The following is a 25,531-nucleotide window of genomic DNA, read 5'->3' on the forward strand; positions in this document are numbered from 1 at the left end:
GAAAATGTAACAAAAATTATTACAATTTAATTTTAAATAAATAAAGTATGAAAAAAGTAGCAGTAATCGGTGCAACGGGATTTGTGGGAACACAGGTCGTTAATGAATTAGTAAACAGAGGATATGAGGTAGAAGCGATTGTAAGAGATGTTTCAAAAGTTCAACAAAACGAAAAAGTAACGGCAAAAAGCGTTGATGTAAACAATGTTGATGAATTGGCAGAAGCTTTAAAAGGAAATGATGCGGTGATCAGTTCTTTCAATGCAGGCTGGACAAATCCTAATTTATATGATGATTTTCTAAATGGTTCGGTTAATATCGAAAAAGCGGTTGAACAGTCGGGTGTTAAAAGATTTATTACAGTTGGTGGAGCAGGAAGCCTTTATATTGATGGCAGCCAATTGGTAGACGGTTCGGATTTTCCGGCAGAAATTAAACCGGGAGCAACGGCAGCAAGAGATTATTTGAATAAAATTAAAGAAAACAAAACGTTAGACTGGACATTCTTCAGCCCTGCCATTGAAATGCATCAGGGAACTGCAGGAGTGAGAGTTGGAAAATATAGAACGGCTTTGGAAAATCCTGTATTTAATGAAGAGGGAAGAAGTATCCTTTCTGTAGAAGATGTTGCAGTAGCTTTGGTGGATGAACTGGAGCAGAACAATCATATCAGAGAGCGTTTTACGGCGGCTTATTAATTCTTATATGTGCTTAAAAAGTATCGGGGGCTCGTCAAAGACGAGCCCCCGATACTTTTTTATTTAATCAACTTATAAACTCATGAATAATCTCGGATTCACCGGAGCATTATTTTTATGCACCTCGTAATGAAGGTGAGGCCCTGTAGAGCGTCCTGAATTTCCGGATTTTGCAATGATCTGTCCTACTTTTACCTTATCATTGGTTTTAGCGACCAATTGGGACAAATGTCCGTAAAGTGTTGCCAAACCATTTCCGTGAGAAACAATGACACAGTTTCCATAGCCACCTTTTTGTCCGGAGAAAATTACAGTTCCTGCTGCGGTAGCCACTACATCAGACCCGAAAGGCACTGCAATATCCAATCCTTTGTGAAACTGCATCTGATCGGCTTCAGCAGGCGAATTATTTTTCTCTGCAGGTTTTCCTGTATTGGATGCAACAGCTTTTGACGGTGAATTAGCAGCCGGAGCGGCAGCAACTGGTGCAGCTTTAGGCGTTACCATTACTTTTACCTCTCTTTTGTTTCCGTAGCTGTCTGTCATTTCAATGATCTTTTCAATAGGCGCAGCTTTTACTTCCGGCTTTGGAGCAGCAGCAACAGCAACTTCCGGTTTTGCTTCAGACTTAGTCCCGGTTTTTACACCAGCCAAAACTGTTTTAAAAGGAATCGGATTTTTTCTGATCCCGAAGTTAGAGGAAATATAACCTTCAGTCGGCATTCCCAAAGGAACCTGTAAAAGTTTTTTCTGAAGATCCATCAGATATTGGCTGTAGCGATTGGCCTGTTTGGCCAGATAAATAGAATTCGAAATACTGTCTTTGCTCAGAACGGTAAGCTTTTCATTAGAAACATCCTTGGATTTAAGGAAAGAATTCAGCTGAGCGACTGTTTGATCTACCAGGGTAAGATCTGTTTTCATTTTTAAGTAATCTACACTGTCTTTTTCAGTGTTTATTTTTACAAGGTTCACTTCATAATTTTTGTCGTCTTTCTCAGAATACAATTTGGCAATGAAAATGCCTTGCGCAAAAACTACTAATAAAAGTACCCCTAAAAGGGTGTTTACGTTCCTTTTGCTGCTTAGAAATTTCTTCATTTTTTCTTCTCTTAGTAAATTAAAAACGGTTTTAAGCATACAAATTTAATTAAAAATAAACTTTCTGACTTATTTTTAACAAAACTTTAGTTATTTCTGTAATTAACGGTTAATTAGATATTTAATTGTGTTGAAGCGTTAATTTTATATAAAATTGGTTTTATCATGAGGTGAAATATTTTTCATCCATCTTTGTTTTAATATATTTGCAGTTCATATTTCTATTATGGCTAAAAAGAAAACCGGTACAGAGTCGAGTCCGAAAAAAGGCAAAAATGAGGTCGCGGTAGGCGTTGTCGGAAGCGGAAGTTTTGCGACGGCCATTGTCAAGATGCTTGTAGAAAACTGCAAGGTTGTACATTGGTGTGTGAGAAACGAATATGTAAAAGGGGCTATTGAGCAAAGAGGTCACAACCCGACTTATCTTACAGCGGTCAATTTTAACCTTAAAAATTTAAAACTGACCACGGATATCAACGAGTTGGTTTCTGCTTGTGAGGTCATTGTTTTGGCAACTCCTTCCATTTATCTTTCCGATACCTTGGATAAAATGACTTGTGATTATAAAGACAAGATTTTCGTTTCAGCAATCAAAGGAATTATCCCTAAGGTAAACGGTGTGGTAGCACATTATTTAAGAGACGAATTCAAAATCGGTTTCAGAAATCAGGCGGTTATTGCGGGGCCTTGTCACGCAGAAGAGGTAGCAATGGAGCGACTTTCTTATCTAACTATCGCAACGGTCGAAGATGAAGTTTCCCAAAAATTACTGGATATTTTCAATTCTGACTTTATAAAAATGCATTCCAGCAAAGATATTCTAGGAAACGAATACAGTGCGATTCTTAAAAATATATTTGCCATCGGAGCCGGAATTGCAAGCGGCTTAGGCTACGGAGACAACTTTACGGCAGTTTTTGTTTCGAATGCAATCCGTGAAATGGAAACTTTCCTTGAGGCCATTTATGAAGCACCAAGAGATGTTAACCAAAGCGCTTATTTAGGGGATTTATTGGTAACAGCCTATTCATTATTTTCCAGAAACAGAAGCTTAGGAAACCTTATCGGGAAAGGATATACCGTGAAATCTGCAATTCAGTCGATGAATATGGTGGCAGAAGGGTATTATGCTGCAGACTCTATTTATAAAACTTCAAAGGAAAAAGGATTAAAACTTCCAATTGTGGACACAATCTACGGAATCTTATATGAAGGGAAAAATGCAGAGAAACAATTCAAAAAACTAACGGCTAAGCTCGATTAATTTTAAAATTGAATATAAAAAATAAGCATCAGTAGGTTTCTGCTGATGTTTTTTATTTTATAAAGAGCAGTAAATTTTTTGAAGCTTTTCCGGCTTTCCGCACTCGCTATTTCATTGATTTTTGGTTGCGGCGGCTTTGCCGCCGCAACCAAAAATCAATGAAATGAGCTCAGGCAAATGCTGCAATCCGGGCTAGGGTTATAGTCATTTTTTAAACATTAGACAAAATATTCACAAACATCTGCGTTATCTGCAAAATCCACGAAATATTAAAAATAAAAATTTAATTTAATTAGGCTGTCCTTCAAGCTTCGCGGAGCAAATTTATTTGCCTTTGCTTTTTAAAAATAATACGAAATGATAGAATAAAAACTTTGCGTCCCCAAAAATAAACTCAAAGAAAGTCTCAAAATCGAAAGAAATTCAACAGATTTTTTAAATCAAATTTTTTGATAAAATCAACATGTTAAAATCGTAAAACCGATCACGATTTTAAGAACTTTTCCCGAACTTTGAGCTAACAAAATTTACATTATGTCACAATCGCTTACAAGCAGAACGCCGAAACCAAAATACGACGTTGTTCTAATAGGTGGCGGAATTATGAGTGCCACTTTAGCTACATTATTACATGAGTTTGATCCCAATCTTGAAATTGCCATTTTCGAACGGCTGGGAAGGTTTGCCAAAGAAAGTACGGCAGCCTGGAATAATGCAGGAACAGGGCATTCAGCATTTTGTGAGCTCAATTATACTCCGGAAAAACCGGACGGAAGCATCGATATTTCCAAAGCTGAAAGTATTGCCGAACAGTTTGAAATATCAAAACAATTCTGGTCTTATCTCATTGCGAAAGGATACATTAGCGAACCAAAGGATTTTATTAATTCCTGCCCGCACATGAGTTTGGTATTTGGCGAAAAAGATGCGGAATATTTAAAAAAACGTCACGATAAAATGTCAGAATCCGTTTTATTCAAAGGAATGGAATTCGCAACAGATCATGAAAAATTAAGAGAATGGATTCCTTTGGTGATGAGCAAAAGAAATCAGTCTGAAGTCATGGCGGCGACCAAAATGGATATGGGAACCGATGTGAATTTCGGAATCTTAACCAGAAAAATGGGAAGACACCTATTGGAAGATTCCAATGTTGAAGTTTTCCTGTATCATGAAGTAAAAGATATCGATCCTAAAAGTGACGGAACCTGGGAAATGAAGGTGAAAGACAGAATTCACAATCACAAGCAGGAAGTTAAGGCCGATTTTGTTTTCATCGGAGCGGGCGGCTATGCATTACCGTTGCTGGATAGTTCGGATATTAAAGAAAGTGAAGGATACGGAGGTTTTCCGGTTTCAGGACAGTGGCTGGTTACCCATAATCAGGAACTGGTGGAAAAGCATCAGGCTAAAGTATACACACAGGCGACTGTTGATGCGCCACCAATGTCTGTTCCACATTTGGATTTAAGAATTATTGATGGAAAAAAAGCGCTCCTTTTCGGTCCTTTTGCCGGATTTTCAACAAAATTCTTAAAAGAAGGAAGTTATCTGGATTTGCCGGAAAGTGTGAACACTAAAAATCTAAGATCTCTGTTTGGCGCTTGGTGGCATAATTTGCCCTTAACGAAATATCTTATTCAGCAGGTAGCCATGAACAAAGCGCAAAGAATTCAGCATTTACGCGAATTTATTAAAGATGCAAAAGAAGAGGATTGGGAACTGAAAGTAGCCGGACAAAGAGTTCAGATCATCAAAAAAGATGAAAAAGAAGGTGGAAAACTCGAATTTGGAACCGAAGTGGTAGTGAATAAAAAAGGATCCATCGCTTCATTATTAGGGGCATCTCCAGGTGCTTCAACAGCGGTGCATGCGATGTTAAACGTTATTGAGAAATGTTTCCCGGAAAAGCTTAACGGCGAATGGAAAGAAAAATTATTGGAAATGGTGCCGTCTTACGGACAGAAATTAGCCGATAACCCTGAACTCACTGAGAAAGTAAGAAATTACTCAAAAGAAAAATTAGAACTGGAATATTAAAAAAGTGAAAGGTGAATGGTTAATTGTGAATTTTAAAAATTGACATTTGAAAAAATAATTAACCATTCACTATTGACAACAGAATTATGTCTGATACGCTCGTAAAGCCCATTATTGCAAAAGAATTATTAGAATCTCTTCAGGCAAAAGTAGAAGAGGAGCAACAGGTTATTGTACATTGCTGTTTTCCGGCATCCCCATTTTTAGGAAATCTGATCAGGATTTGGCACACCACTTATCTTTTCGACAATCAGTCGGATCATAAGAGTAAACTGATTCATGCTGAAAATATTACGATCTTCCCCAATTGGACACCTGTCCCTTTTATGCAGGATTTTTGGTTTACCCTTGTATTTTCCGGGTTGCCGAAAGATTGTAAAAGCTTTGATCTGAAAGAAGTAATTCCTGAAGAAGGTGGTTTTTTTGTAGAATCTATCAAAAGAAATTCATCCGATATTTACCGGGTAAAAATTTCCGAGTCCTATTAGAAAGCCATAGGCAAACATCTGAGTAATGTGTAAAATCAGCTGGAGAAAGGCAAAAATTATGAAAAAATATATATTACTATTTTTAATAATCCCATTATTGGCATTATCACAAAAAACGGTTTCCAAAGAAATCAGGGAAGTGGAAAAATTTCAGAAAGAACTGAATGAAGAATATTTAAATCCCAAAGAAACACCGTTACGAGGAGATAATTTTACGAATTTCAAAAAGCATCCATTTTTCCCGATCGACTCGAAATACAGAGTGACCGCTAAATTTGTCAAAACAGAAAATGCAAAGCCATTCGATCTTCCGACATCTTCAGGAAAAACAAAGGTGTACAAAGAATATGGTAAAGTAACTTTTGAGCTGGGCGGAAAACCTTATACTTTAACCTTATACCAAAGCTTAGATTTAATCAAACAAAAGAAATACAAAGATTATTTGTTCCTGCCTTTCCGTGATGCAACAAATGAAAAAGAAACCTATGGTGGTGGCAAGTATATGGATTTAACGGTTCCTAAAGGAAATACTATCATTCTGGATTTCAATAAATCTTATCAGCCTTATTGTGCTTACAACGCCTACGATTACAATTGTCCGATCGTACCGGAGGAAAACAGATTGCCGGTTGAGATCCGTGCCGGGGTTATGTATGAAGATATTTATCATCATTAATCTATGATTAACCTAAAATTTTTCACACAAAAAGATTTTCACGGAGTACAGTATACTTTGAGTGAACTTCAATTGGAGTATACTTCCACAGCCGAATTTGCATTAAAGCGAATGGCGGAAAGAAATACGGGCTTAGAATTCGCTGTCACGATTTTTTTTGATGAGAAACCGGCAGGATTTTTTACGTTAGATTTTGGAGAAGATAAATTCGATTTAACGGATAACCCAAACTCTGCATTGCTTCGTTCGTTATCAATAAATCCTGAATTACAGGGAAAAGGTATTGGAAATGCAGCAATGATGCAGGTTGATGATTTCGTCCGCAAAAATTTCAGTGATTGTGAAGAAATTGTGCTTGCCGTTAATCAAAACAATATTTTGGCTTACGAATTATACTTAAAAGTCGGCTATCATTACGAAGGAAAAACCCGAATAGGGAGGAGCGGACCACAATATTTAATGTTCAAAAAACTTTAAGATAATTTCAAAGAAAGATTTATCACAAAAAACAACGCAATCTGCAAAATCAGCGAGAAAAAAACAGTATTTCAATTCATTAGAGGCGCACTTTAATCAAAACTTATTCACGATCAAACTTTAAGAAACTTTTAATTCAAAATTTTGGCCTTTGGCGTGAAACTTTCAGCTAAATTTGAATAACATCAAATAATAAAGTATGAAAATTTCATTGCATAATCAGGTCGCCGTGGTCACAGGTGCTTCCAGCGGAATAGGTTCAGGCATTGCCAAATCAATTGCCTCAGCAGGTGCAACAGTCATTGTCAATCATTCCTCAGAACGTTCAGTTGACGAAGCAAAGGCTGTTTTAAAGGAAATTACTGACGCCGGCGGAAACGGAATTACGTATCAATGTGATGTATCCAAAGAAGATCAGGTCATGAAAATGTTTCAGGATGTGGTTTCACAATTTGGGACAGTTGATATTCTTATCAACAATGCCGGAGTTCAGAAAGATGCAAAATTCACAGAAATGACGATCGACCAATGGAATACTGTTATCGGAATTAATCTTACCGGTCAGTTTTTATGTGCAAGAGAAGCCATCAAAGAATTTCTTCGCCGAGGAATCGATCCGTCCCGCTCCGTGGCCTGCGGAAAAATTATCCACATCAGTTCGGTTCATGAGATTATTCCTTGGGCAGGGCATGCTAATTATGCTTCGAGTAAAGGGGCGATTAAAATGCTGATGCAGACATTGGCGCAGGAATATGGAGCCGATAAAATCCGTGTCAATTCCATCTGTCCCGGAGCCATTCAGACGCCAATTAATAAAGACGCCTGGAGCACTCCGGAGGCTTTGAATTCATTATTAAATTTAATTCCATACAACAGAATCGGGCAACCGGAAGACATCGGAAATCTGGCTGCATTTCTGGCAAGCGATCTGGCAGATTACATCACCGGAGCAAGTATCTTCGTGGATGGCGGAATGACGACTTTCGAAAGTTTTTCCACGGGAGGATAAGCTTTGGGCGCACATTTCCGGCTCTCACTACTCGCTTTTTTGTGCCTTGCTTTTACCGAAGCTTACAAAAAGAGCTCAGACAGGCCGTTCAATCCGGGGCGCAGAACAGTCGAAGAAGAAGAGAAAGTCTTTTGAAAGTCAGTTATCAAGGTTGAATTCGTTCCCTTTGTCAATTTTAAATAGCTTCAGAAAGCTTGTATTTCAAAAATAAGCGAAGCGCCTTTGTTTATCTTAATTCAGAGGAAATAAATTTAAAAAACTTTGCTTAGATTCCTACGGATGACAAACAGAATGAAAACTATACGCAATCAAACCTCAAAGTTTTTTAAAAATTAAGCAATTCATATTTAATCATATATCATTGATCAATCATCATTTATAAAAAATTATGAAAGAAAAAGAAAGACTCTCCGATGTCACCTGGAAAAAATGGGGACCCTATGTAAGCAATCGCGAATGGGGATTGGTGCGAGAAGATTATAGCGCAGACGGTGATGCCTGGAATTACACCAATCATGACATTGCGGAAGCCAAAACCTATCGTTGGGGAGAGGAGGGAATCTGCGGAATTTGTGATGACCTTCAAAAGCTTGTTTTTTCCTTTGGATTCTGGAATAAAAAAGATAAAATGGTGAAGGAACGGTTCTTCGGACTTACAAACGGGCAGGGAAACCATGGAGAAGACGTGAAAGAATATTTTTACTATTTAGACTCTACGCCAACGCATTCGTACATGAAAATGCTGTATAAATATCCTCAAAATGCATTTCCTTACGAAGATTTAATAAAAACCAATACAACAAGAACCAAAGAAGAAACCGAATATGAATTAATAGACACCGGAATTTTTGATCAAAATGAATATTTCGACCTGTTTATAGAATACGCCAAAGAAAGTCCAAGTGATATTTTGGTTAAACTGACAATCATTAATAAATCTGAAAATGAAGCACCGTTAGTTATTCTTCCTACAGTTTGGTTCCGAAATACCTGGAATTGGGGGTATGATGAGTATAAACCGCAGATGAGTTCCGATGATGCCAATGTCATTAATGTTCATCACAAGGATTTGGAAATCAGGAATATTTATGCGAAAGAATCCGAGAAAGTTCTTTTTTGCGATAATGAAACACATAATGAAAGGCTTTATCAGTGTCCGAGCAGATCCAGATTTAAGAAAGACGGGATTAATGATTTCGTCATGAACGGGAATTCTCAAGCTATTAATCCAAAAGATTTCGGAACAAAAGCATCATTTTTCATCAATGAAAATTTTAAACCTAAAGAAACCAAGACATTCGAATTCAGAATATCAGACAAATCTTTGAAAAAGCCTTTCAAAGATTTTGACGATATTTTTACTTCAAGACAAAATGAAGCTGATGAGTTTTACGCCGAAATCCAGAACGGTATTAAAACAGATGATGAAAAACTGGTTCAGCGGCAGGCTTTTGCAGGAATGCTCTGGAACAAGATGTTTTATCATTACAACGTTGAAAAATGGCTAAAAGGTGATCCCACAGAACTCAGCCCACCAAAATCCAGAGAAAAAATCCGGAATTATGAATGGAAGCATCTGAACAACGAACATATTATTTCCATGCCGGATAAATGGGAATATCCATGGTATGCGACTTGGGATCTGGCTTTCCATACCATAAGTTTTTCATTAATTGATCCTGATTTTGCCAAGCATCAGCTCAAACTTTTTCTTTTCGAATGGTATATGCATCCCAATGGCCAACTTCCCGCTTATGAATGGAATTTCAGTGATGTAAATCCACCGGTGCATGCCTGGGCGGTTTTCAGAGTTTTTAAAATTGATGAGTATTTAAAAGATAAACCTGATCTGGAATTCCTTGAAAGTGCCTTCCAGAAGCTGCTGATGAATTTTACATGGTGGGTGAATAAAAAAGATAACAACGGAAATAATATTTTTGAAGGTGGTTTTTTAGGGCTTGATAATATCGGGATCTTTGACCGTAATGCCAAACTTCCTAATGGGGAACACCTGGAGCAATCGGACGGGACAAGCTGGATGGCAATGTTTGCGCTCAATATGATGAGGATCGCATTGGAATTGGCTTTATACAACAATGTGTATGAAGAAATGGCAATGAAGTTTTTTGAACATTTCCTGTCTATTGCGAATTCACTCGACAATATGGGGGATGAGTGTTTTAGCCTTTGGGACGAAGAAGATGAATTTTTTTATGATGCTCTTGCATCCAGCGACGGTAACCACATGTATTTAAAGCTTAGAACAATTGTTGGATTAATTCCGATGTTTGCAGTTGAAGTCATTGATGATGAAATGATAGAAAAACTTCCGAATTTCAAAAAAAGAATGAATTGGGTGTTAGAAAATAAACCGGAATTAGCTGCTCTGGTTTCGCATTGGGAAGTAAAAGGTGAGGATTCTAAGCATTTGCTTTCACTTTTACGCGGGCATCGTTTGAAAAGATTATTGAGCAGAATGTTAGATCCCAATCAGTTTTTAAGTGAATTTGGGGTGCGAGCTCTGTCGAAAGAATATGAAAAAAATTCATTCAACTTACATTTAAACGGAACAGATTATACCGTAAAATATACTCCTGCCGAAAGTGACAGCGGATTGTTTGGAGGAAACAGTAATTGGCGCGGCCCGATTTGGTTTCCGGTTAATTTTTTAATTATTGAAAGTCTGCAGCGATTTTTCTTTTATTACAGCCCAGATTTTCTGGTTGAATATCCTACCGGAAGCGGAAATTACTCAAGTCTGGACCAGATTGCAGACGGTTTAAGCAAGAGGTTATCTAAATTATTTTTAAAAGATGAAAACGGAAACCGCCCTTTCAACGGGCAATATCCAAAATTTCAGAACGACCCCGATTTTAGGGATTATATTTTATTTTACGAATATTTTCATGGAGACAACGGGCGTGGAGTAGGAGCATCGCACCAGACAGGATGGACGGGATTAATTGCAAAAATTCTGATGCCGAGATTTTCTAAAAAGGAAATTGCAGAATCTGAAACGGAAATGCCGGAGGATGCGAAATAATGAGGTTTATGTTGCTAGTTGTTGGTATCCTGCGGGCTTTTATAAGTGACACGACTTTATAGAAATTAGAAACAGTTAGGAGTTAAAAAATTGATGAGCTTAGTGTTCAAATAGTTTGCTAAGTTTAATAAAATAATGAATTTATCAACTTAATATTATTCAAATATCTGTTGGATAACTTCCAATGAACCAGGCGTTTTGAAATCTGTAATATGATAATGGTAATATATCAAAACACTGTCCAGAAAGTCTTTCCTGAACGATGTTGAAATTTTTATTTTATAAGGGTTTTCCATCGAAAGAATGCTTTTCCAGATGGTGGAAATATCTTCTGTAAAAAGCTGATGCGTAGATTCTAAAGCAAATGTTCCGGTTTCCGGATTCAGGAATTTTCCGTTGTTAATTAATGGTGCGACTCCATGAATCTTTAAAATTTTAATTAAAAAAATTAAATGTGACTGGTAATTTCCATTTTCCAGTTCATTGATAAATTCTTCCAGACAGAAGAAAATATGATGGTTTTTGTTCTCATATTTTAAGTTGTGATTCAGAAAATCTGAAATGAAAAACACAACGGTATTACATCGGATATCTGTATAAATATCGTTACTTTTTACCAGTTCAAACTTGGAAATCGTCTGTATTCCGTTGCCTTTTAAGGGGGTTAAAGAAAAGTTGAGTTTGCTTAACGGCAGAAGCAGGGCTTTTTTCTTATTTTTTTTGGCATAAATTCCTTTCAAAAAATAAGACTGAAACCCGTCTTCTTCTGTAAAACAATGCAGAACTGCATCATTTTCACCGTATTTTATGTATGATAATAAAAATCCGTTCTGTGAATTCATTAATTTACGACCGCTATCTTTGCAGTAGCTTTATCTGAGCCGTCTTCGTTAGTCATTAATACAAAATAGATTCCCGAAGCCACTCTTTTTCCTCTCTGATTGTTAAGATCCCACTCATAATATCCGCCTCTTGCTACAGCAGAATGTACGACATTTCCGGCTGCATCGGCAATTCTGATATTGGTAACCTCTGCTAAACCTTTAATGGTAACTTTCCCTTTAAAATTAGAGTATACAACAGGATTCGGGTATACCAAAACATTACCAAAGTCTGAAGTAACATCGGCCACATCTCCCTGATAGGTTACAATTCCGCTATAGGAAACGAAGTATACTTTCCCCGTTTTTCTATCTACCTTAATATCTGTGATGCTGTTTGTCGGAAGCGGAGAGTTTTCCTTGGTAAAATGCTTAATGGTTCGCTGGCCGTCGGCAGAAAGATAATATACACCACCGCCGTCTACAGAAACCCATTTGTGGTCTCCCGCATCCACCTCAATCTGCAAAATTTGCGAATCTCTGAAAAGTTCTTCTCCAAGCCCGTTTTGTTCTATGATAATGGGTTCAACAACTGCATCGGCAGGAGTTTTAATTACAGAAATAGCATTTGATAAAACTCTCAATCCTATATCGCTACCAATCCACGCATCTCCTGATTTGTCGATGGCTACAGAAATTGTTCCTCCCGAAGCTGTTGCAAATCCATTTGACTGGTTTAGGATATAAGCGGTATCATCTGATATACTCAAAGTTTTTTTTGTATCATAAGCAATAAAACTATTAATTCTGGGAATAGGCATCCATAATAATCCTTCATAATATAAAGGTTTTTGTGCGGCACCAAATAAAGAAGTAGTATTAGAAATAAGAAAATTATCGGCCGTTCTATCATATGCACCGACAGCAGTTAAAGCGCCAAGGGCAGCACCTTCTCCCGAAAAGGCGATCGAGGCAAACAGATTATTGGAGTCATCAAAAGTAAGCCCTACAGGACGTCTAGTTACTGGACTATCTGTTCCTAAATCATAGTATTTAGTAAATGCAAAATCTTTACTGCTTGCATTATATTTCATCTTATAGATCCCACGTCCAACATTATTATTATAATTAGTGAAAAAAATGTCATTTGGATCTGCAGGATCAGAAACTACATCCAAAATATTGAACGACGTTGTATTGCCTATGAAGTAAGATGGATAGATCCATTCCATTCCGTTGAAGAAATAGAATCCTGGATTTTTTGTATTAATAATTGGAACATTAAATCTCCCTTCCCTTCCTCCGCTGGAAACCAATATCTGATTATCACCATACAAACTTATTTTATAAGCGTAATTAAAGTATGGGCCATCCGGTTTAAAAGTATTGCTGCTTTCATTTTTTATTCCCGATAGAATAGTTCCTCCGTAAACACTGCTTCCAATGGTTGTTGCCGTATTACATTCTTCTCCAAAAGCAACAGCATTACCAAATGTACCGCTTGTATTAAATGTATACACTCTGCTAAGATCTGTAACAATAATGTTGTTGTTGTTAACCACAACATCATGAACATCTGTAAAGGTCTGAGAAAGTGCAACAGGAGTTCCACCATTATATAGATATGCTGTTGTTGCCGACGAAAAGCTTAATACACCCTCCGAATCAATATGTTTAAAAGAGCCCGGCATTTCGGTTGCCCATGTTGTGAAAACCGGGAAAGTAGTATTCATTTCATGAGTTTTTAAACCGGTATTGGTTACAGAGAAAACTTTGTTCCCTAAAATAGTAGCTTCATTACTAGCCTGATAAACTCCGCCGGATATGAAAAATGCTGAATCTTTAAATTCTTTTTTCTTTAAATCAAATATAGAAACACCATATCCAACAGAAATTACGGCTAAGTCTCCAGTAATCGAAATATGATTGATTTTCTTACTTCCATTGTATCCCGTTGCAATTGGTATATCAACAACATAAGTCACTCCGTCTGGTGTAACTACATCTAAAGAACCATTCTGATAGCCAATCAATCCGATTTTTGTCTGCGGATTGTAATCGAATGCTGAAATTTTTACCTCATGCAAGCCGTTTGCTTTAGACAGCTTGGTAATTTCACCTGTTGAAATTGTATAGTAGAATATCCCGTTTTCAGCTGCTGCAACTATTTTTCCGTTGTCTTCTTTCATGGCCAAGACATTATTGTAGGAAAATAAATCTGCCCATTTTTTTGAAGAAATAGTCTGTGCATTTGCAATTTGCAGGGATGCCAAAATACCAAGAGAAATTAAAGAGAGTTTTTTCATGCTTATGCTATTATACTGCTGTCTATTACCTGATTGTTCCAGGAAATATGTTTTACATTTTTATTAGTATCAAAGAAGAAATCTATTCTGCCCAAAAGAAGTCCGGCCCATCCCACTTGGTTTACCAACACATTTTTACCTGCTCTGTTGGTAAATGTCTGTGGTTCCGGTAAAAAAGTATGGGTATGTCCGCCTAAAATAATATCAATATTTTCTGTTTTGGCAGCCAGGATTTTATCACTTATTTTATTGGGTTCGTCTTTGTAATCGTAGCCGATGTGCGAAAGGCAGATGACAAGATCACATTTTTGTTCATTTTTTAGGAAGTTAGAATAATGTTGGGCTACTTCAACGGGATCTGAATACACAGTTTCTCCGTATTGTTTTTTGCCCACCAATCCATCCAGCTGAATTCCTACACCAAAAAGCCCAACCTTGATTCCGTTTTTATTGAAGATCTTATATTGAGACGTTTTTCCGTCGAGGACTGTATTTTTAAAATCATAATTTGAACAGATAAAAGGAAACTGCGCATTCGGCAAAACTTTTAAAAATCCGTCCAAACCATTGTCAAAATCATGATTTCCCATCGTTGAAGCATCATACTTCATCATGGACATTAATTTGAACTCAAGCTCACCTCCGAAAAAGTTGAAGTAAGGAGTTCCTTGAAAAATATCACCTGAATCAAGAAGCAAAACATTGGATTCCTGATTTCTGATTTGCTGAATTAAGCTTGCCCTTCTCGCAAAACCACCCTGATTAGGATTTTTGGTATAGCTTGTATCAAATGGCTCTATTCTGCTGTGTTGGTCGTTGGTATGAAGAATAGTTAGTTTATTTGCGGATTTTAAATCAAGAATATTTAATTGTTCAGCCATCATCATATTGGGAGCTAAAGCCATTGCTAAAGTTCCGCCACCTATTGCTTTTAAAAAACTTTTTCTCTCCATTATTTCTTACCAATAAAATTTAAACGAACATCATTATTTACAACAACTTCAGGAGTTTTCTTGAAATAATCAATAAAAAGATCCCTTAACTTAATTCCTGTCGGAATAGATTCTCCTTTGGCGAAGAATTTCATATTGTCACCTCCCAAAGCCAAATAATCAGACGTTGCGATGTAATAATCCTGAGCCGGATTTACTGCTTTTCCATTAATTAAAGTTTTGGTGAGTTGTCCGTTATTGGTTTCAATGTATAAATGAGATACAGGATTATTCACCTGAGTTTTTGCATAATAATCATACAAGCCCTGCAAATCCGAACCTTTCATTTTTACAATAATGACTTCATTTTCGAAAGGCATTACTTCAAAAACACTTTTCAGTAGAATATCTCCTTTTCCGATCGTGGTACGGATTCCCCCGATATTGATCAGTGCGGCATCCACATTTTTCTGAAGATTTTTTTTCGCCCATTCATCAGCTCCGTCGAATGTATAGTCTGCTAAAAGATTGCCCAAATTACTATTGTCCCCCTGTTTTGTAAGGTCTACATTAGTGTGGGAGATCTTCTGGTTCATTTCTCTGTCTAATTTTTCCTTATAGGGTTCAATAATTTTTGCAAACTCCTCATCATTCTTTAGCTCATTATTAATAGAAATATTTTTCTGGGTCTGAACATTTGCCACCTGCAACGGAGAAGCCGTTTTACAAGCAGAAAGTGCAGCCAGAGCAATTCCTAATAACAAGAATTTATTTTTCATATACAGCAAATTATTTTTATAAAGGTGATATGTTGTCGCTGATTACCCCCTGTGCCTTATAAAGAATCAAGTGATGGCGATTTCATAAATCTTTTAGTATATGCAAATATAATTATATGTATAATAAAACATTATTAATTATTAGAAATTCTTAGTCGAAATTATTAAATTTGACAAAAATAATTCTAACAGATGAGCATTTTAAAAGGAGTAGGTGTTGCATTGGTAACACCCTTTAATGAAGATTTATCCGTAGATTTCGACAGTTTGACAAAATTAGTTAATTACAACATCGAAAACGGAACCAATTATTTAGTTGTTTTGGGAACTACAGCGGAAGCTGCGACGCTTTCTGCTGAAGAGAAGAAACAGGTAGTTGAGCATATCATTAAGGTTAATAATAAACGTGTTCCCTTGGTTTTAGGGATTGGCGGAAATAATACTCTTGAGGTAAAGAAACAGATTGAAGAGACAGATCTTTCTGCTTTTGAAGCGGTACTTTCTGTGTCCCCGTATTATAACAAACCCAATCAGGGAGGGCTTTATCAGCATTACAAAGCTTTGGCTTCAACAGGGAAAAATATCATTATTTATAACGTTCCTTCAAGAACAGGACAAAATATTGAAGCAGAAACAACGCTACGTTTAGCAAAAGAATTCCCGAATTTATTCCTAATTAAAGAAGCGGCACCCAATATTTTACAGTATTTTGATATTCTGAGAAAGAAGCCGGAAGGTTTTAACTTAGTTTCAGGAGATGACGAATATACACTTCCCGTAACGTTAGCAGGTGGAGCAGGAGTAATTTCTGTAATCGGGCAGGCATATCCAAAAGAATTTTCAACAATGGTTCAGTTAGCTTTTGATAGAAAAGTTGATGAGGCGTATGAGATCCACAACAAGTTGGTAGAAATCACAAGACTGATTTTCGCAGAAGGAAATCCTTGCGGAATTAAAGTGATTTTGGCTGAAATGGGAATTATTAAAAACTATTTAAGACTTCCATTGGTTCCAGCATCAGAAGGACTTTATGCTAAAATTAAAGCTGAAATGGCGAACATTTAAAATGTCAATACTCAATTTGCTTTGCAGTGAATTGTGAACTTTACAGTTAAACATAATAAGGTGAGAAGTTTAGATGCTTTTCACCTTTTTTAATTAACCCCTTTGCTGAGTGAAATCGAAGATTCGACGTAGTCAAACGCCTTTGTGAACTTAAAAACATGAAGTATTTAAAGAAAATCTTTGCGAACTTTGCGTTAAAAAATAAATATTTAAATTCAATGAAATTTATAAAAGCCACCAAAAATGATATTCCGTTAATTCAGGATTTGGCAAGAAGATCCTGGGAGAATGCTTATGCTGAAATATTATCTGCTGAACAGATGGAATATATGTTGTCTACCATGTATTCTGCTGAAGAAATTGAAAGTCATTTAAAACAAGCAAATTATCATTATTATTTAATTCAGGATGAAAACAATCGTTCTTTTGAAGGATTTATTGGGTACGAAAACGGATATGAAAATGAAACCACAAAGCTTCACAGAATTTATTTGGTTCCTGAAAGTAAAGGTAAAGGTTTAGGAAAAGGAGCATTAGAGTTTTTGAAAGAAAAAGTTCGGGAGAGTGGGGATGTTAGAATTATTTTAAATGTAAATAAATACAATTCTGCCAAAAAATTCTACCAATCCCAAGGATATACAGTTTATGACGAAGGAGTTTTTGACATCGGAAACGGTTTTGTAATGGATGATTACCTGATGGAGTTTTTATTTCACAAATAAATGACTTAAAATTATATAACAATTTATTGTAATTCTATAATGTGTGACATGTTTTTTTTAGTCAACTTTGCAATAGAACCAAATCGCTTATAAATAATACATTCATATGCTTGGTCTTAAGCTTATGCTTTTTATCAGTATATTTTTTTTCATCCTTAGTGTTTAAATCCCTGCATTGCTAAAATGCAAGGATTTTTTGTTTATGCTATGTTTTAAATAATATATTTTATTTATTTCACGAATTAATGAAATATATTATTTATATTTACCTAAACATTTAAGAGATTACTACAGGATGAAAATGTATGTTAAATTTGATTTCAATACGCTTTGTCAGAGAATATTGGATGAAAAACTCAAGCAGCACGGGCTGAAATACCGTCTGCTGAACTTTGGAGAAGTAGAATTTTACGAAGCTTTAACCCAAAATCAACACGAAGAATTTAAAAAAAATCTTGAAGAGTATGGGATAGAAATTATTCAAAGCCAAAAGGATGCATTGGTTCAGAAAATAAAAGATACCATTGTGAAGCTTGTTTTTTCAAACGATATTATTCCGGTAAAAGCATCCATTCATATTGCAAAAGCATTGAATCACAGCTATGGATACCTTTCCAGCCTGTTTTCGGAAGCTACTTTTACTTCGATTGAGAATTTTATTATTATTCAGAAAATTGAGTATGCCAAAGAATTGCTTATCGGAAAAAGGCTCAGTCTTACGGAGATTGCCCACAAGCTTAACTATTCGAGTGTTTCGCATCTGAGCAGCCAGTTTAAAAATACAACGGGGATTACCCCTTCTCAGTTTCAGAAAATCATGCTGTTGAGAAGGAAAGGAGAGGGCTCCGAAAATCGATACCGTAAAGTAATATGAATAAGGAGTATCTGAATGTGGTTCTTCTGGATCATCATGAAGACCATCGTTCTCTTTTTCAGAATGTATTTAAGGAAATAAAGATTAATGTAAAATGCCTGTCGTTTGATGATGAAGAAAGCTTGATGAGGTATCTTAAAAAAAAGCAGAATCCAATTCCTGAAATTGCATTTTTAAGCTATACGGTTTTTAATAAAGACAATTCTGAAGTTTTTCTGAAAATTAAATCAGAATGCAAACAGGATCATCTGGTAACAGTAATTTACTCGGATTCTATGTCGGCAAGTCAGGAGGAACTAGTTTTTGTGAAAGGAGCAAATATTGCTATGGAACTCTCTGATAATTATAAAGATATGAAAAATAAAATTAATGAAATAATGATGATCATGTGGCAGTATCACACTTCAGGGCTCAATAAAAATAACTTTATCATGAAAGTGTGAAAAAATAAATATTTATGTTTTGGAATTTAAAAATAATATTTATATTTGCTGAACAATATTCACGTTAATGTGATAATTTTAGCAGGGAAATTACAAAGCATTTCCTGTAAAATTATTTCTTTTTCTGGATCTTGTTAAATATAAATCGGAACACAGATTTACTATATCGAAAACGTAAATGATCGGGAAATTATTGTTTCAAAAGAAATAAAAATATAAATCACAATGTTAGTTAAACAAAATGAATTATATCATTTCCAACTTTAAAGCGTAGAAGATCTTTAAACAAAACGGTACAATCATGAAAACTCGAAGTAGTTGAAGGAAAAAATGTTTCTTAGTTATAAAATCCTTTAGCCGAACGAAGTTAGTTTTTATAAATAACAGTTGGGAACATAATTCATTTTGTTTTTTTACTTTTTCGTTTAGAATTAAATAAGATAAATATTTTCAAACACCACATCACAAAATATTAAACGAGAAAATTAAAGTAAAATTATTTTAACGAAGCAAAGTAATTTTCTTCAAAATAACAGTTTTATAAGGGGGAACCGCGTGAAGATTGATTTCTTTTCGCGGTTTTTTTATGAAATTTTACTCCATTTATTTTTTCCTTTATAGTTTCTCAAGTAATAATTTTTAATGATCTGATTATCTGTTCTTGCTAATAAAGGATCGGTCTCCAGAATTTTTTCCACCGTTTTTTTGGTAGTTTTAATGATTGCTGCATCATTTACAAGATCTAATCTTTTAAAATCGACTACACCGCTTTGCTGGGTTCCCAAAATATCTCCGGGACCCCGGAGCTGCATATCAACCTCGGAAATTTTAAAGCCGTCATTGGTGTCCACCATAGTTTTGATACGGGTTCTGCTGTCTTTAGACAATTTATCGGAGGTCATTAAAATACAATAACTCTGTTCTGCACCTCGCCCGACACGTCCGCGAAGCTGGTGAAGCTGTGACAAACCAAATCTCTCGGAACTCTCAATCACCATTACAGAAGCATTCGGAACGTTTACACCAACTTCAATAACCGTTGTGGCAACCATTATTTCTGCTTTGCCGGAAGCAAAATAATTCATCGCAGCATCTTTTTCAGCGGGTTTCATCTTACCGTGAAGCATCGTGACGTTATAATGCGAAAAGTTATCCATTACATTTTCGAGTCCGGTCATCAGGTTTTTATAATCCAGTGTTTCAGATTCTTCTATTAAAGGATACACAAAATAAATCTGTCTTCCTTTCTGGATTTCCTCACGGCAGAAATTATAAACATACGCTCTGTCTTTTTCTCTTCTGTGAGCGGTAATGATAGGTTTTCTTCCCATCGGCATTTCGTCAATCACCGAAACATCCAGATCAGAATAAAAGCTCATCGCCAAAGTCCTCGGAATGGGTGTTGCCGTCATCACCAGAATATGGGGAGGAATTTTATTTTTTGCCCAAAGCTTTGCTCTTTGTGCCACCCCGAATCTATGCTGCTCATCAATAATTGCTAAACCTAAATTTTTAAACTTAACTTTATCTTCCAAAACAGCGTGTGTTCCTACCAAAATAGAAAGTTCACCATTTTCAAGTTGTTCGTGAATGATTTTTCGTTCGGATGTTTTTGTAGAGCCTGTTAAAAGCCTTACGTTAATATTAGTATTTTTTACAAGATCTTTAATTCCGTTGTAATGCTGTTGGGCAAGAATTTCTGTAGGAGCCATCATACAGCTTTGAAAACCATTGTCTAAAGCAATCAGCATCGTTAGTAAAGCAACCATTGTTTTTCCTGAACCCACATCACCTTGCAACAATCTGTTCATCTGGATCGGACGTTTCATATCCATACGGATTTCTTTCAATACTCTTTTTTGAGCCCCCGTAAGATCAAAAGGAAGATGATTTTCGTAGAAATTATTAAAATAATCTCCGACAATAGGAAACGGATTTCCAATTGTATGACTTTTGTGATGAAGCTTTTTTAAGGCATATCCCAATTGAAAGAAGAAAGATTCTTCAAATTTCAACCGATAGTTCGCTTTATCATAATGTTCCATATCTTTTGGGAAATGAATATTAAGATAGGTGTGTTGCCTTGACAAGAATTTAAAAGAATTCATCAGATAATCAGGGAAGTTTTCCTGAATAAGATTCGGGATTTCTTTGCAGATAGTTCTTAAGACCGTTTGAAAAAATCTCTGTCCCAAGCCTCTTTTGGTCAATTTTTCAGAACTTGGATAAATAGGTCTTAATCGATTTTCTGCATCTTTTTTTTCCTCAACTTCTATTTCCGGATGCGGCATAGAGTATTGATTGTTAAATACATTAATCTTTCCGAAAATATAGATTTCCTGATTGATCGGAAGCTGTTCTTTTAGCCATTTAGAATACTGAAACCAGACAAGATCCATCGTTCCAGTATCATCATTGAATTTGGCGGATAGACGTTTGGTTTTTCCGGTCTGTACTTCCTGAATATTGGTGATTTTTCCTTTTAACTGAACATCAGTCGTCACATCATGAAGCTGAGAAACTTTATGAACCTTGCTTTTATCCAGATAACGAAGAGGAAAAAAGTTCAGAAGATCTTCCACGGTAGAAATGCCTAACACAGATTTGATGAGTTTGGCTTTTTCAGGACCGATGCCTTTGACGTATTCTATGGAAGTTTCGAGATTCATTTTTTTAAGAGCCACGAATTTCGGGAAAAATTAGAAATTAAAAAAGGCTCTCAATAATGAAAGCCTGTATTTTTTAATCTTTTATTTTAGATTTAAATTTTTTCTGATAATCTTCCCATTGTTCTCGGGAACGTATTTTTTTGAAAAGATCTTTAGAAATTAATTCTAAGTAAGGTTCTAATTCTTTTGCGGATAATTCTCCCTGTAAAATCGTAATAGGTCCGCCATTTTCATCCAGAAAAACAGTGCTTGGAACGGCTCCTACGTTCATATACTGTGTAAATTCATGCAAAGAGTTTCTTCCTTTTTTATGTTCCGTATTGGCATTTGAAAATGTTCTTCCAAAAATTTCAATGGAATTTTTTTCTTCTGCATTAAACTTTACAGGATAATAATTTTCATTCAAAATATCAGCAATAACCTGATGCCCGTAGGTTTTTTTATCCATGATCTTACACGGGCCGCACCAGTCTGCATAAAAATCCACCAGAATTTTTTTTGGATTCTCTTTTTGTGCTTTCAGGGCTTCTTCAATGGTCATCCACCTTACTTGTGCAAAGTTCAGAGTAAACAGGAACAGACAGATTATGCTTATAATTTTCTTCATGATTTGATATTTACGTAAAAATAAGCAATTCGTTATTGCTATTTTACATCCTGCATTAATTTTTTTACAACAGGAGATATCAAAATTAACACAACTCCGGCAATTACAGCGTACAATCCTAATTGTTTATATCCATCGGTGTAAGTGATTAAAGCATCATAATTGGTAGAGCCTTCTTTTGCTGTTGCCAGACCGGCTCCAATAATTCCAGCAACGTACTGTCCATAAGCTGAAGCCAGGAACCACATTCCCATCATCATTCCCTGAAGGTTTTTGGTAGAAAGCTTCGTCATAATAGATAAGCCGATAGGGGAGAGGCATAATTCTCCTAAAGTGATAACCAGTAAAGCAATGGTAAAGAAATTCAGTGATGTAATTCCCTGAAGGTTGGCGAAAAATCGTGTTGCAAATAAAACATAATAACCTAATCCAAGGAAAATAAATCCTAATCCAAATTTAATGATCGTATTGGGCTCAATTTTTCTTTTGTTTAGCCAGATCCAAAGTAAACCGATCAATGGAGCCAAGAAAATAATAAAGAATGCACCTCCGGAATTGTTGACACCATTTGGATCAAGTCCTAATAAATCTTTATTTAAATTTTTAGCGGCAAAAATGCTTAATGAACCTCCACTTTGCTCGTAAATTCCCCAGAATAAAATGGAGAATAAAATGAAAACTAATGCAGCCCACAATTTTTTACGTTCTGATGGTGTTACTTTTGTCATTTCGTAGAATAGATAGATCAATGTCAACGGTCCGATAGTCCACATGAAATAGTCTGTGTATTCCGTTTTTGCAACCATGATCATGATAATCGGGACGAAGATAAGTGATAAAACATAGACTCCATATTCCTGCCATTTCGGAATCGGCGCAGATTTTACTTCATTATCAGGGTGCCCGGGCTGAAGCCCGATAGAACCTAGACTTCTTTGGGTAAAGACAAAATTAATTAAGCTGACAACCATTACTACAGCCGCAAATCCGAAAGCCAAATGCCATCTTAATTCTTCAGGAATAATGCTGGCAAAAAGTTCTCCTTTTCCGATGGCAATACACAAATATCCACCGAGTAAAGCACCCAAATTAATTCCTGCGTAAAATAATGAAAAACCGGCGTCTGCTCTTGAGTCATTCGGTTTGTACAACTGACCCACCATGGATGAAATATTTGGTTTGAAAAAACCTGTTCCTACAACGGTAAATGCAATTCCTAAAAAGAAAAATTTGTGCGGATCTGTAGCTAAAATTAAACTTCCGACAATCATTAGAAGTCCGCCCCAAAAAAGAGATTTCCTGAATCCTAAGATTTTATCAGCGAACAGCCCGCCCACAAAGGTAAAGGCATAAACAAATGCCTGAGTTGCTCCGTATTGAAGGTTGGCTTCTTTTTCATGGAAATTAAGCTGGGAAATCATAAAGAAAACCAACATTCCGCGCATTCCGTAGAAACAGAAACGTTCCCACATTTCAGAGAAAAATAAGCTCCAGATTTGTTTGGGGTATTTTCCTTTGAAATTTTGTATTTCATCTAAAGTTAAGCTCATAATGTTATATGATTGAATTTTAATTAAGAATTTATCAATAAATTATTGAGATAATATGTCAACAATTATAATTTTTGATTAAGAACATACGAAAATAAAAAAAACCTCCGACTTAGCAGAGGTTTTCATTGTATTTTGTTGATGCGGATTAGTTTACACCGTGCATCATTTTCTTTAAGATTGGTGAAATTAATGCTAAAATCACAGCAGCAATACCACAAAGAACTACGAATACCATAAAGAATTCGAATAAGTTGTGGATTTCAAATCCTGCGAAAGTTGGGTTTGCTAGAGGTAACTGAGCTTTTTCGAAAGCAGCAACCTGATCAGCATTTAAAGTCACTTTTTTATCTAAAACATCCTGAAGATTTACTCCTATTTTCTGAGCAGCCTCGAATTTATCACCTGTTGCAGGTAAGATAGAACCTAGTGTTCCAGCTAATGCATATCCAGCTGCGTTCGCGATGAAGAATACTCCATATAATAATGAAGCGAATCTTTTTGGAGCTAATTTTCCTACCAATGATAATCCGATTGGAGATAAACAAAGTTCACCACAAGTTTGGATGAAATATAATAAGATTAACCATTTTACTGCCAAAAGTCCGTTGTTTCCAAGATCTTTTACGTTATGTGCAATAATGAAATATGAAACTGCGATTAAAGCCAATCCCATTGCTTGTTTGAACGGAGATACAGGTTCTTTGCTTCTTGCTCTCAATTTATCCCAAAGAATACTGAAAGGTACTGCCAAAGCAACCACGAAAATTCCGTTGAAGATCTGTACCATTGAAGGCGGCATGTTCCATCCGAAGAAATGTCTGTCTGTCTGATTATCCGCGATGAAAGTTAAAGATGAACCCGCCTGCTCAAATGCAGCCCAGAAGAAGATAACGAAGAATGAAACGATATAGATTACCCAGATTCTGTCTCTTTCAATTTTAGTTAAAGAAGAATCGGACATAATTAAATATGCTAATGAAATTCCACTTGCATAAACCAATGAATAGATTACGTTTTGTCCTAATGCAAAGTGGAATAATGATCCTAAAATTGCGAATAAAACTACTGCAATTCCGACAGATGCACCAGAGAATTTTGCAGTTTGTGCTTCTCCTTCTTCAAAATCTTCAGAAGTATTGTGTTTTGGTAAACCTCCGATTGGTCTTCCTGTTGGAGTTACAACATATTTATTTTTAAGCACTAAGAACGTAACAGTTCCTACCATCATTGCGATAGAAGCCGCTAAGAATCCCCATTTGAAAGCGTGGATATCTCTGATTCCGTCTGCAGATTTTACGTCTCCGATCAATGGACAAATCAACTGACCAAGGAAAGCTCCTAAGTTGATCCCCATATAGAAAATCGTGAATGCAGAGTCTAATTTTGATTTTTCCTGTTTTGGATAAAGACTTCCAACCATTGAAGAAATGTTTGGTTTGAAGAATCCGTTACCGAAAATAATCACACCCAAAGCAGTCCACATAATCGTTGTTGCCGTTCCTAAGCTGGATCCGAATGTACTTGCACTAATGAAAAGCAAGAACTGTCCGATTGCCATTAATGTACCTCCCAAAAGGATACAATATCTGTTTCCTAAGAATCTGTCGGCGATAAAACCTCCCAACATCGGAGTAAGATAACAAAGAGCAAGGAAACCTCCATATACAATTGAAGCATCTGCCTCCTTCATCAAAAGCGAGTTTACCATAAATAAGGTAAGCAATGCTCTCATCCCATAAAAGTTGAAACGCTCCCACATTTCTGTTCCGAAAAGAACCCATAATCCTTTTGGATGCCTGGAATTGCTATTCTCTACAAATTCATCCGGTTTCGGACTTAATGCTTCAGTATTATCCATTTTTATTGTTAATTTTTGTTAAGACTGACAAATATAGTTTTTTTTGTGTTTTCGGCAAGGTTTTAATTTTATAATTAAATAAAAAAGCCATAGAAAGATTCTACAG

At 36.0% G+C, this 25,531-nt stretch carries 21 protein-coding genes; 12 read left to right on the forward strand and 9 right to left on the reverse strand.

The annotated features are described in order from the left end of the window. The first annotated feature begins 47 nt into the window (after positions 1-47). Positions 48-698 carry an NAD(P)-dependent oxidoreductase gene (locus tag BUA89_RS11855; protein WP_072957782.1) on the forward strand — a complete coding sequence of 217 codons (651 nt, stop codon included), beginning with the start codon at positions 48-50 and terminating at the stop codon, positions 696-698. 72 nt (positions 699-770) lie between these two features. Here BUA89_RS11855 and BUA89_RS11860 read toward each other — a convergent pair whose 3' ends face one another. Continuing rightward, the gene (locus BUA89_RS11860; protein WP_083531672.1) at positions 771-1,799 is read right to left on the reverse strand and encodes a M23 family metallopeptidase; all 1,029 of its coding nucleotides are present in this window, start codon (positions 1,797-1,799) and stop codon (positions 771-773) included. A 226-nt stretch (positions 1,800-2,025) separates the two neighbouring features. On the opposite strand from BUA89_RS11860, the gene BUA89_RS11865 reads away from it, so the two are divergent. From BUA89_RS11865 to BUA89_RS11895, 7 genes are all read left to right on the forward strand, one after another. Further along, a complete protein-coding gene (locus tag BUA89_RS11865) occupies positions 2,026-3,063 on the forward strand; it encodes an NAD(P)H-dependent glycerol-3-phosphate dehydrogenase (RefSeq protein ID WP_072957786.1) in 1,038 nt (345 codons plus the stop codon). A gap of 534 nt (positions 3,064-3,597) precedes the next feature. Beyond that, a complete protein-coding gene (gene mqo, locus BUA89_RS11870) occupies positions 3,598-5,103 on the forward strand; it encodes a malate dehydrogenase (quinone) (RefSeq protein WP_072957789.1) in 1,506 nt (501 codons plus the stop codon). Positions 5,104-5,189: 86 nt separating this feature from the next. Continuing rightward, positions 5,190-5,591 (forward strand): hypothetical protein, encoded by a 402-nt coding sequence (locus tag BUA89_RS11875; RefSeq protein ID WP_072957792.1) that lies wholly within the window; start codon positions 5,190-5,192, stop codon positions 5,589-5,591. Between the two features lie 58 nt (positions 5,592-5,649). Continuing rightward, entirely contained in the window at positions 5,650-6,267 is a 618-nt protein-coding gene (locus BUA89_RS11880) for a DUF1684 domain-containing protein (protein WP_072958000.1), read from the forward strand. A 3-nt stretch (positions 6,268-6,270) separates the two neighbouring features. Next, positions 6,271-6,744: a GNAT family N-acetyltransferase gene (locus BUA89_RS11885; RefSeq protein ID WP_072957796.1), complete on the forward strand. Its 474-nt coding sequence runs from the start codon at positions 6,271-6,273 to the stop codon at positions 6,742-6,744. A 199-nt stretch (positions 6,745-6,943) separates the two neighbouring features. Further along, complete coding sequence (locus tag BUA89_RS11890) at positions 6,944-7,753, forward strand: glucose 1-dehydrogenase (RefSeq protein ID WP_072957800.1); 810 nt, start codon at positions 6,944-6,946, stop codon at positions 7,751-7,753. A gap of 388 nt (positions 7,754-8,141) precedes the next feature. Next, positions 8,142-10,796, forward strand: coding sequence for an MGH1-like glycoside hydrolase domain-containing protein (locus BUA89_RS11895; protein WP_178362457.1), 2,655 nt, complete (start codon positions 8,142-8,144; stop codon positions 10,794-10,796). Positions 10,797-10,951: 155 nt separating this feature from the next. Here the strand turns inward: BUA89_RS11895 and recO are convergent, their stop codons facing one another. Genes recO through BUA89_RS11915 form a run of 4 tightly spaced genes read right to left on the reverse strand, consistent with a single transcriptional unit; the run spans position 10,952 to position 15,634 of the window. Continuing rightward, entirely contained in the window at positions 10,952-11,638 is a 687-nt protein-coding gene (gene recO / locus BUA89_RS11900) for a DNA repair protein RecO (protein ID WP_072957806.1), read from the reverse strand. Beyond that, on the reverse strand, positions 11,638-13,923 hold the full coding sequence (gene porZ / locus BUA89_RS11905; protein WP_072957808.1) for a type IX secretion system anionic LPS delivery protein PorZ: 2,286 nt from the start codon (positions 13,921-13,923) through the stop codon (positions 11,638-11,640). Before porZ ends, recO begins: the two co-directional genes overlap by 1 nt. Before the next feature lie 2 nt (positions 13,924-13,925). Next, a complete protein-coding gene (locus BUA89_RS11910) occupies positions 13,926-14,876 on the reverse strand; it encodes a bifunctional metallophosphatase/5'-nucleotidase (RefSeq protein WP_072957811.1) in 951 nt (316 codons plus the stop codon). Next, positions 14,876-15,634, reverse strand: a complete 759-nt coding sequence (locus BUA89_RS11915; protein ID WP_072957814.1) for a 5'-nucleotidase C-terminal domain-containing protein — start codon at positions 15,632-15,634, stop codon at positions 14,876-14,878. Before BUA89_RS11915 ends, BUA89_RS11910 begins: the two co-directional genes overlap by 1 nt. A 192-nt stretch (positions 15,635-15,826) precedes the next feature. Here BUA89_RS11915 and dapA point away from each other — a divergent pair, with 192 nt between their 5' ends. From dapA to BUA89_RS11935, 4 genes are all read left to right on the forward strand, one after another. Further along, positions 15,827-16,699, forward strand: coding sequence for a 4-hydroxy-tetrahydrodipicolinate synthase (gene dapA / locus BUA89_RS11920; RefSeq protein ID WP_072957817.1), 873 nt, complete (start codon positions 15,827-15,829; stop codon positions 16,697-16,699). Positions 16,700-16,917: 218 nt separating this feature from the next. Continuing rightward, a complete protein-coding gene (locus tag BUA89_RS11925; RefSeq protein ID WP_072958003.1) occupies positions 16,918-17,421 on the forward strand; it encodes a GNAT family N-acetyltransferase in 504 nt (167 codons plus the stop codon). Between the two features lie 295 nt (positions 17,422-17,716). Continuing rightward, positions 17,717-18,295 carry a helix-turn-helix domain-containing protein gene (locus tag BUA89_RS11930; protein ID WP_072957820.1) on the forward strand — a complete coding sequence of 193 codons (579 nt, stop codon included), beginning with the start codon at positions 17,717-17,719 and terminating at the stop codon, positions 18,293-18,295. Further along, the gene (locus BUA89_RS11935) at positions 18,292-18,738 is read left to right on the forward strand and encodes a hypothetical protein (RefSeq protein WP_072957824.1); all 447 of its coding nucleotides are present in this window, start codon (positions 18,292-18,294) and stop codon (positions 18,736-18,738) included. The genes BUA89_RS11930 and BUA89_RS11935 overlap by 4 nt, the downstream gene beginning before the upstream one ends. A gap of 584 nt (positions 18,739-19,322) precedes the next feature. Here BUA89_RS11935 and recG read toward each other — a convergent pair. From recG to BUA89_RS11955, 4 genes are all read right to left on the reverse strand, one after another. Beyond that, on the reverse strand, positions 19,323-21,407 hold the full coding sequence (recG, locus tag BUA89_RS11940; RefSeq protein WP_072957827.1) for an ATP-dependent DNA helicase RecG: 2,085 nt from the start codon (positions 21,405-21,407) through the stop codon (positions 19,323-19,325). A 73-nt stretch (positions 21,408-21,480) separates the two neighbouring features. Next, complete coding sequence (locus BUA89_RS11945; protein ID WP_072957831.1) at positions 21,481-22,014, reverse strand: thioredoxin family protein; 534 nt, start codon at positions 22,012-22,014, stop codon at positions 21,481-21,483. Between the two features lie 38 nt (positions 22,015-22,052). Then, positions 22,053-23,564 carry a peptide MFS transporter gene (locus BUA89_RS11950; protein WP_072957836.1) on the reverse strand — a complete coding sequence of 504 codons (1,512 nt, stop codon included), beginning with the start codon at positions 23,562-23,564 and terminating at the stop codon, positions 22,053-22,055. 148 nt (positions 23,565-23,712) lie between these two features. Next, positions 23,713-25,425, reverse strand: a complete 1,713-nt coding sequence (locus BUA89_RS11955; protein ID WP_072957839.1) for a peptide MFS transporter — start codon at positions 25,423-25,425, stop codon at positions 23,713-23,715. Between the last annotated feature and the right edge of the window lie 106 nt (positions 25,426-25,531).

It is taken from the genome of Chryseobacterium arachidis (assembly GCF_900129245.1).
Classification (GTDB): domain Bacteria; phylum Bacteroidota; class Bacteroidia; order Flavobacteriales; family Weeksellaceae; genus Chryseobacterium; species Chryseobacterium arachidis.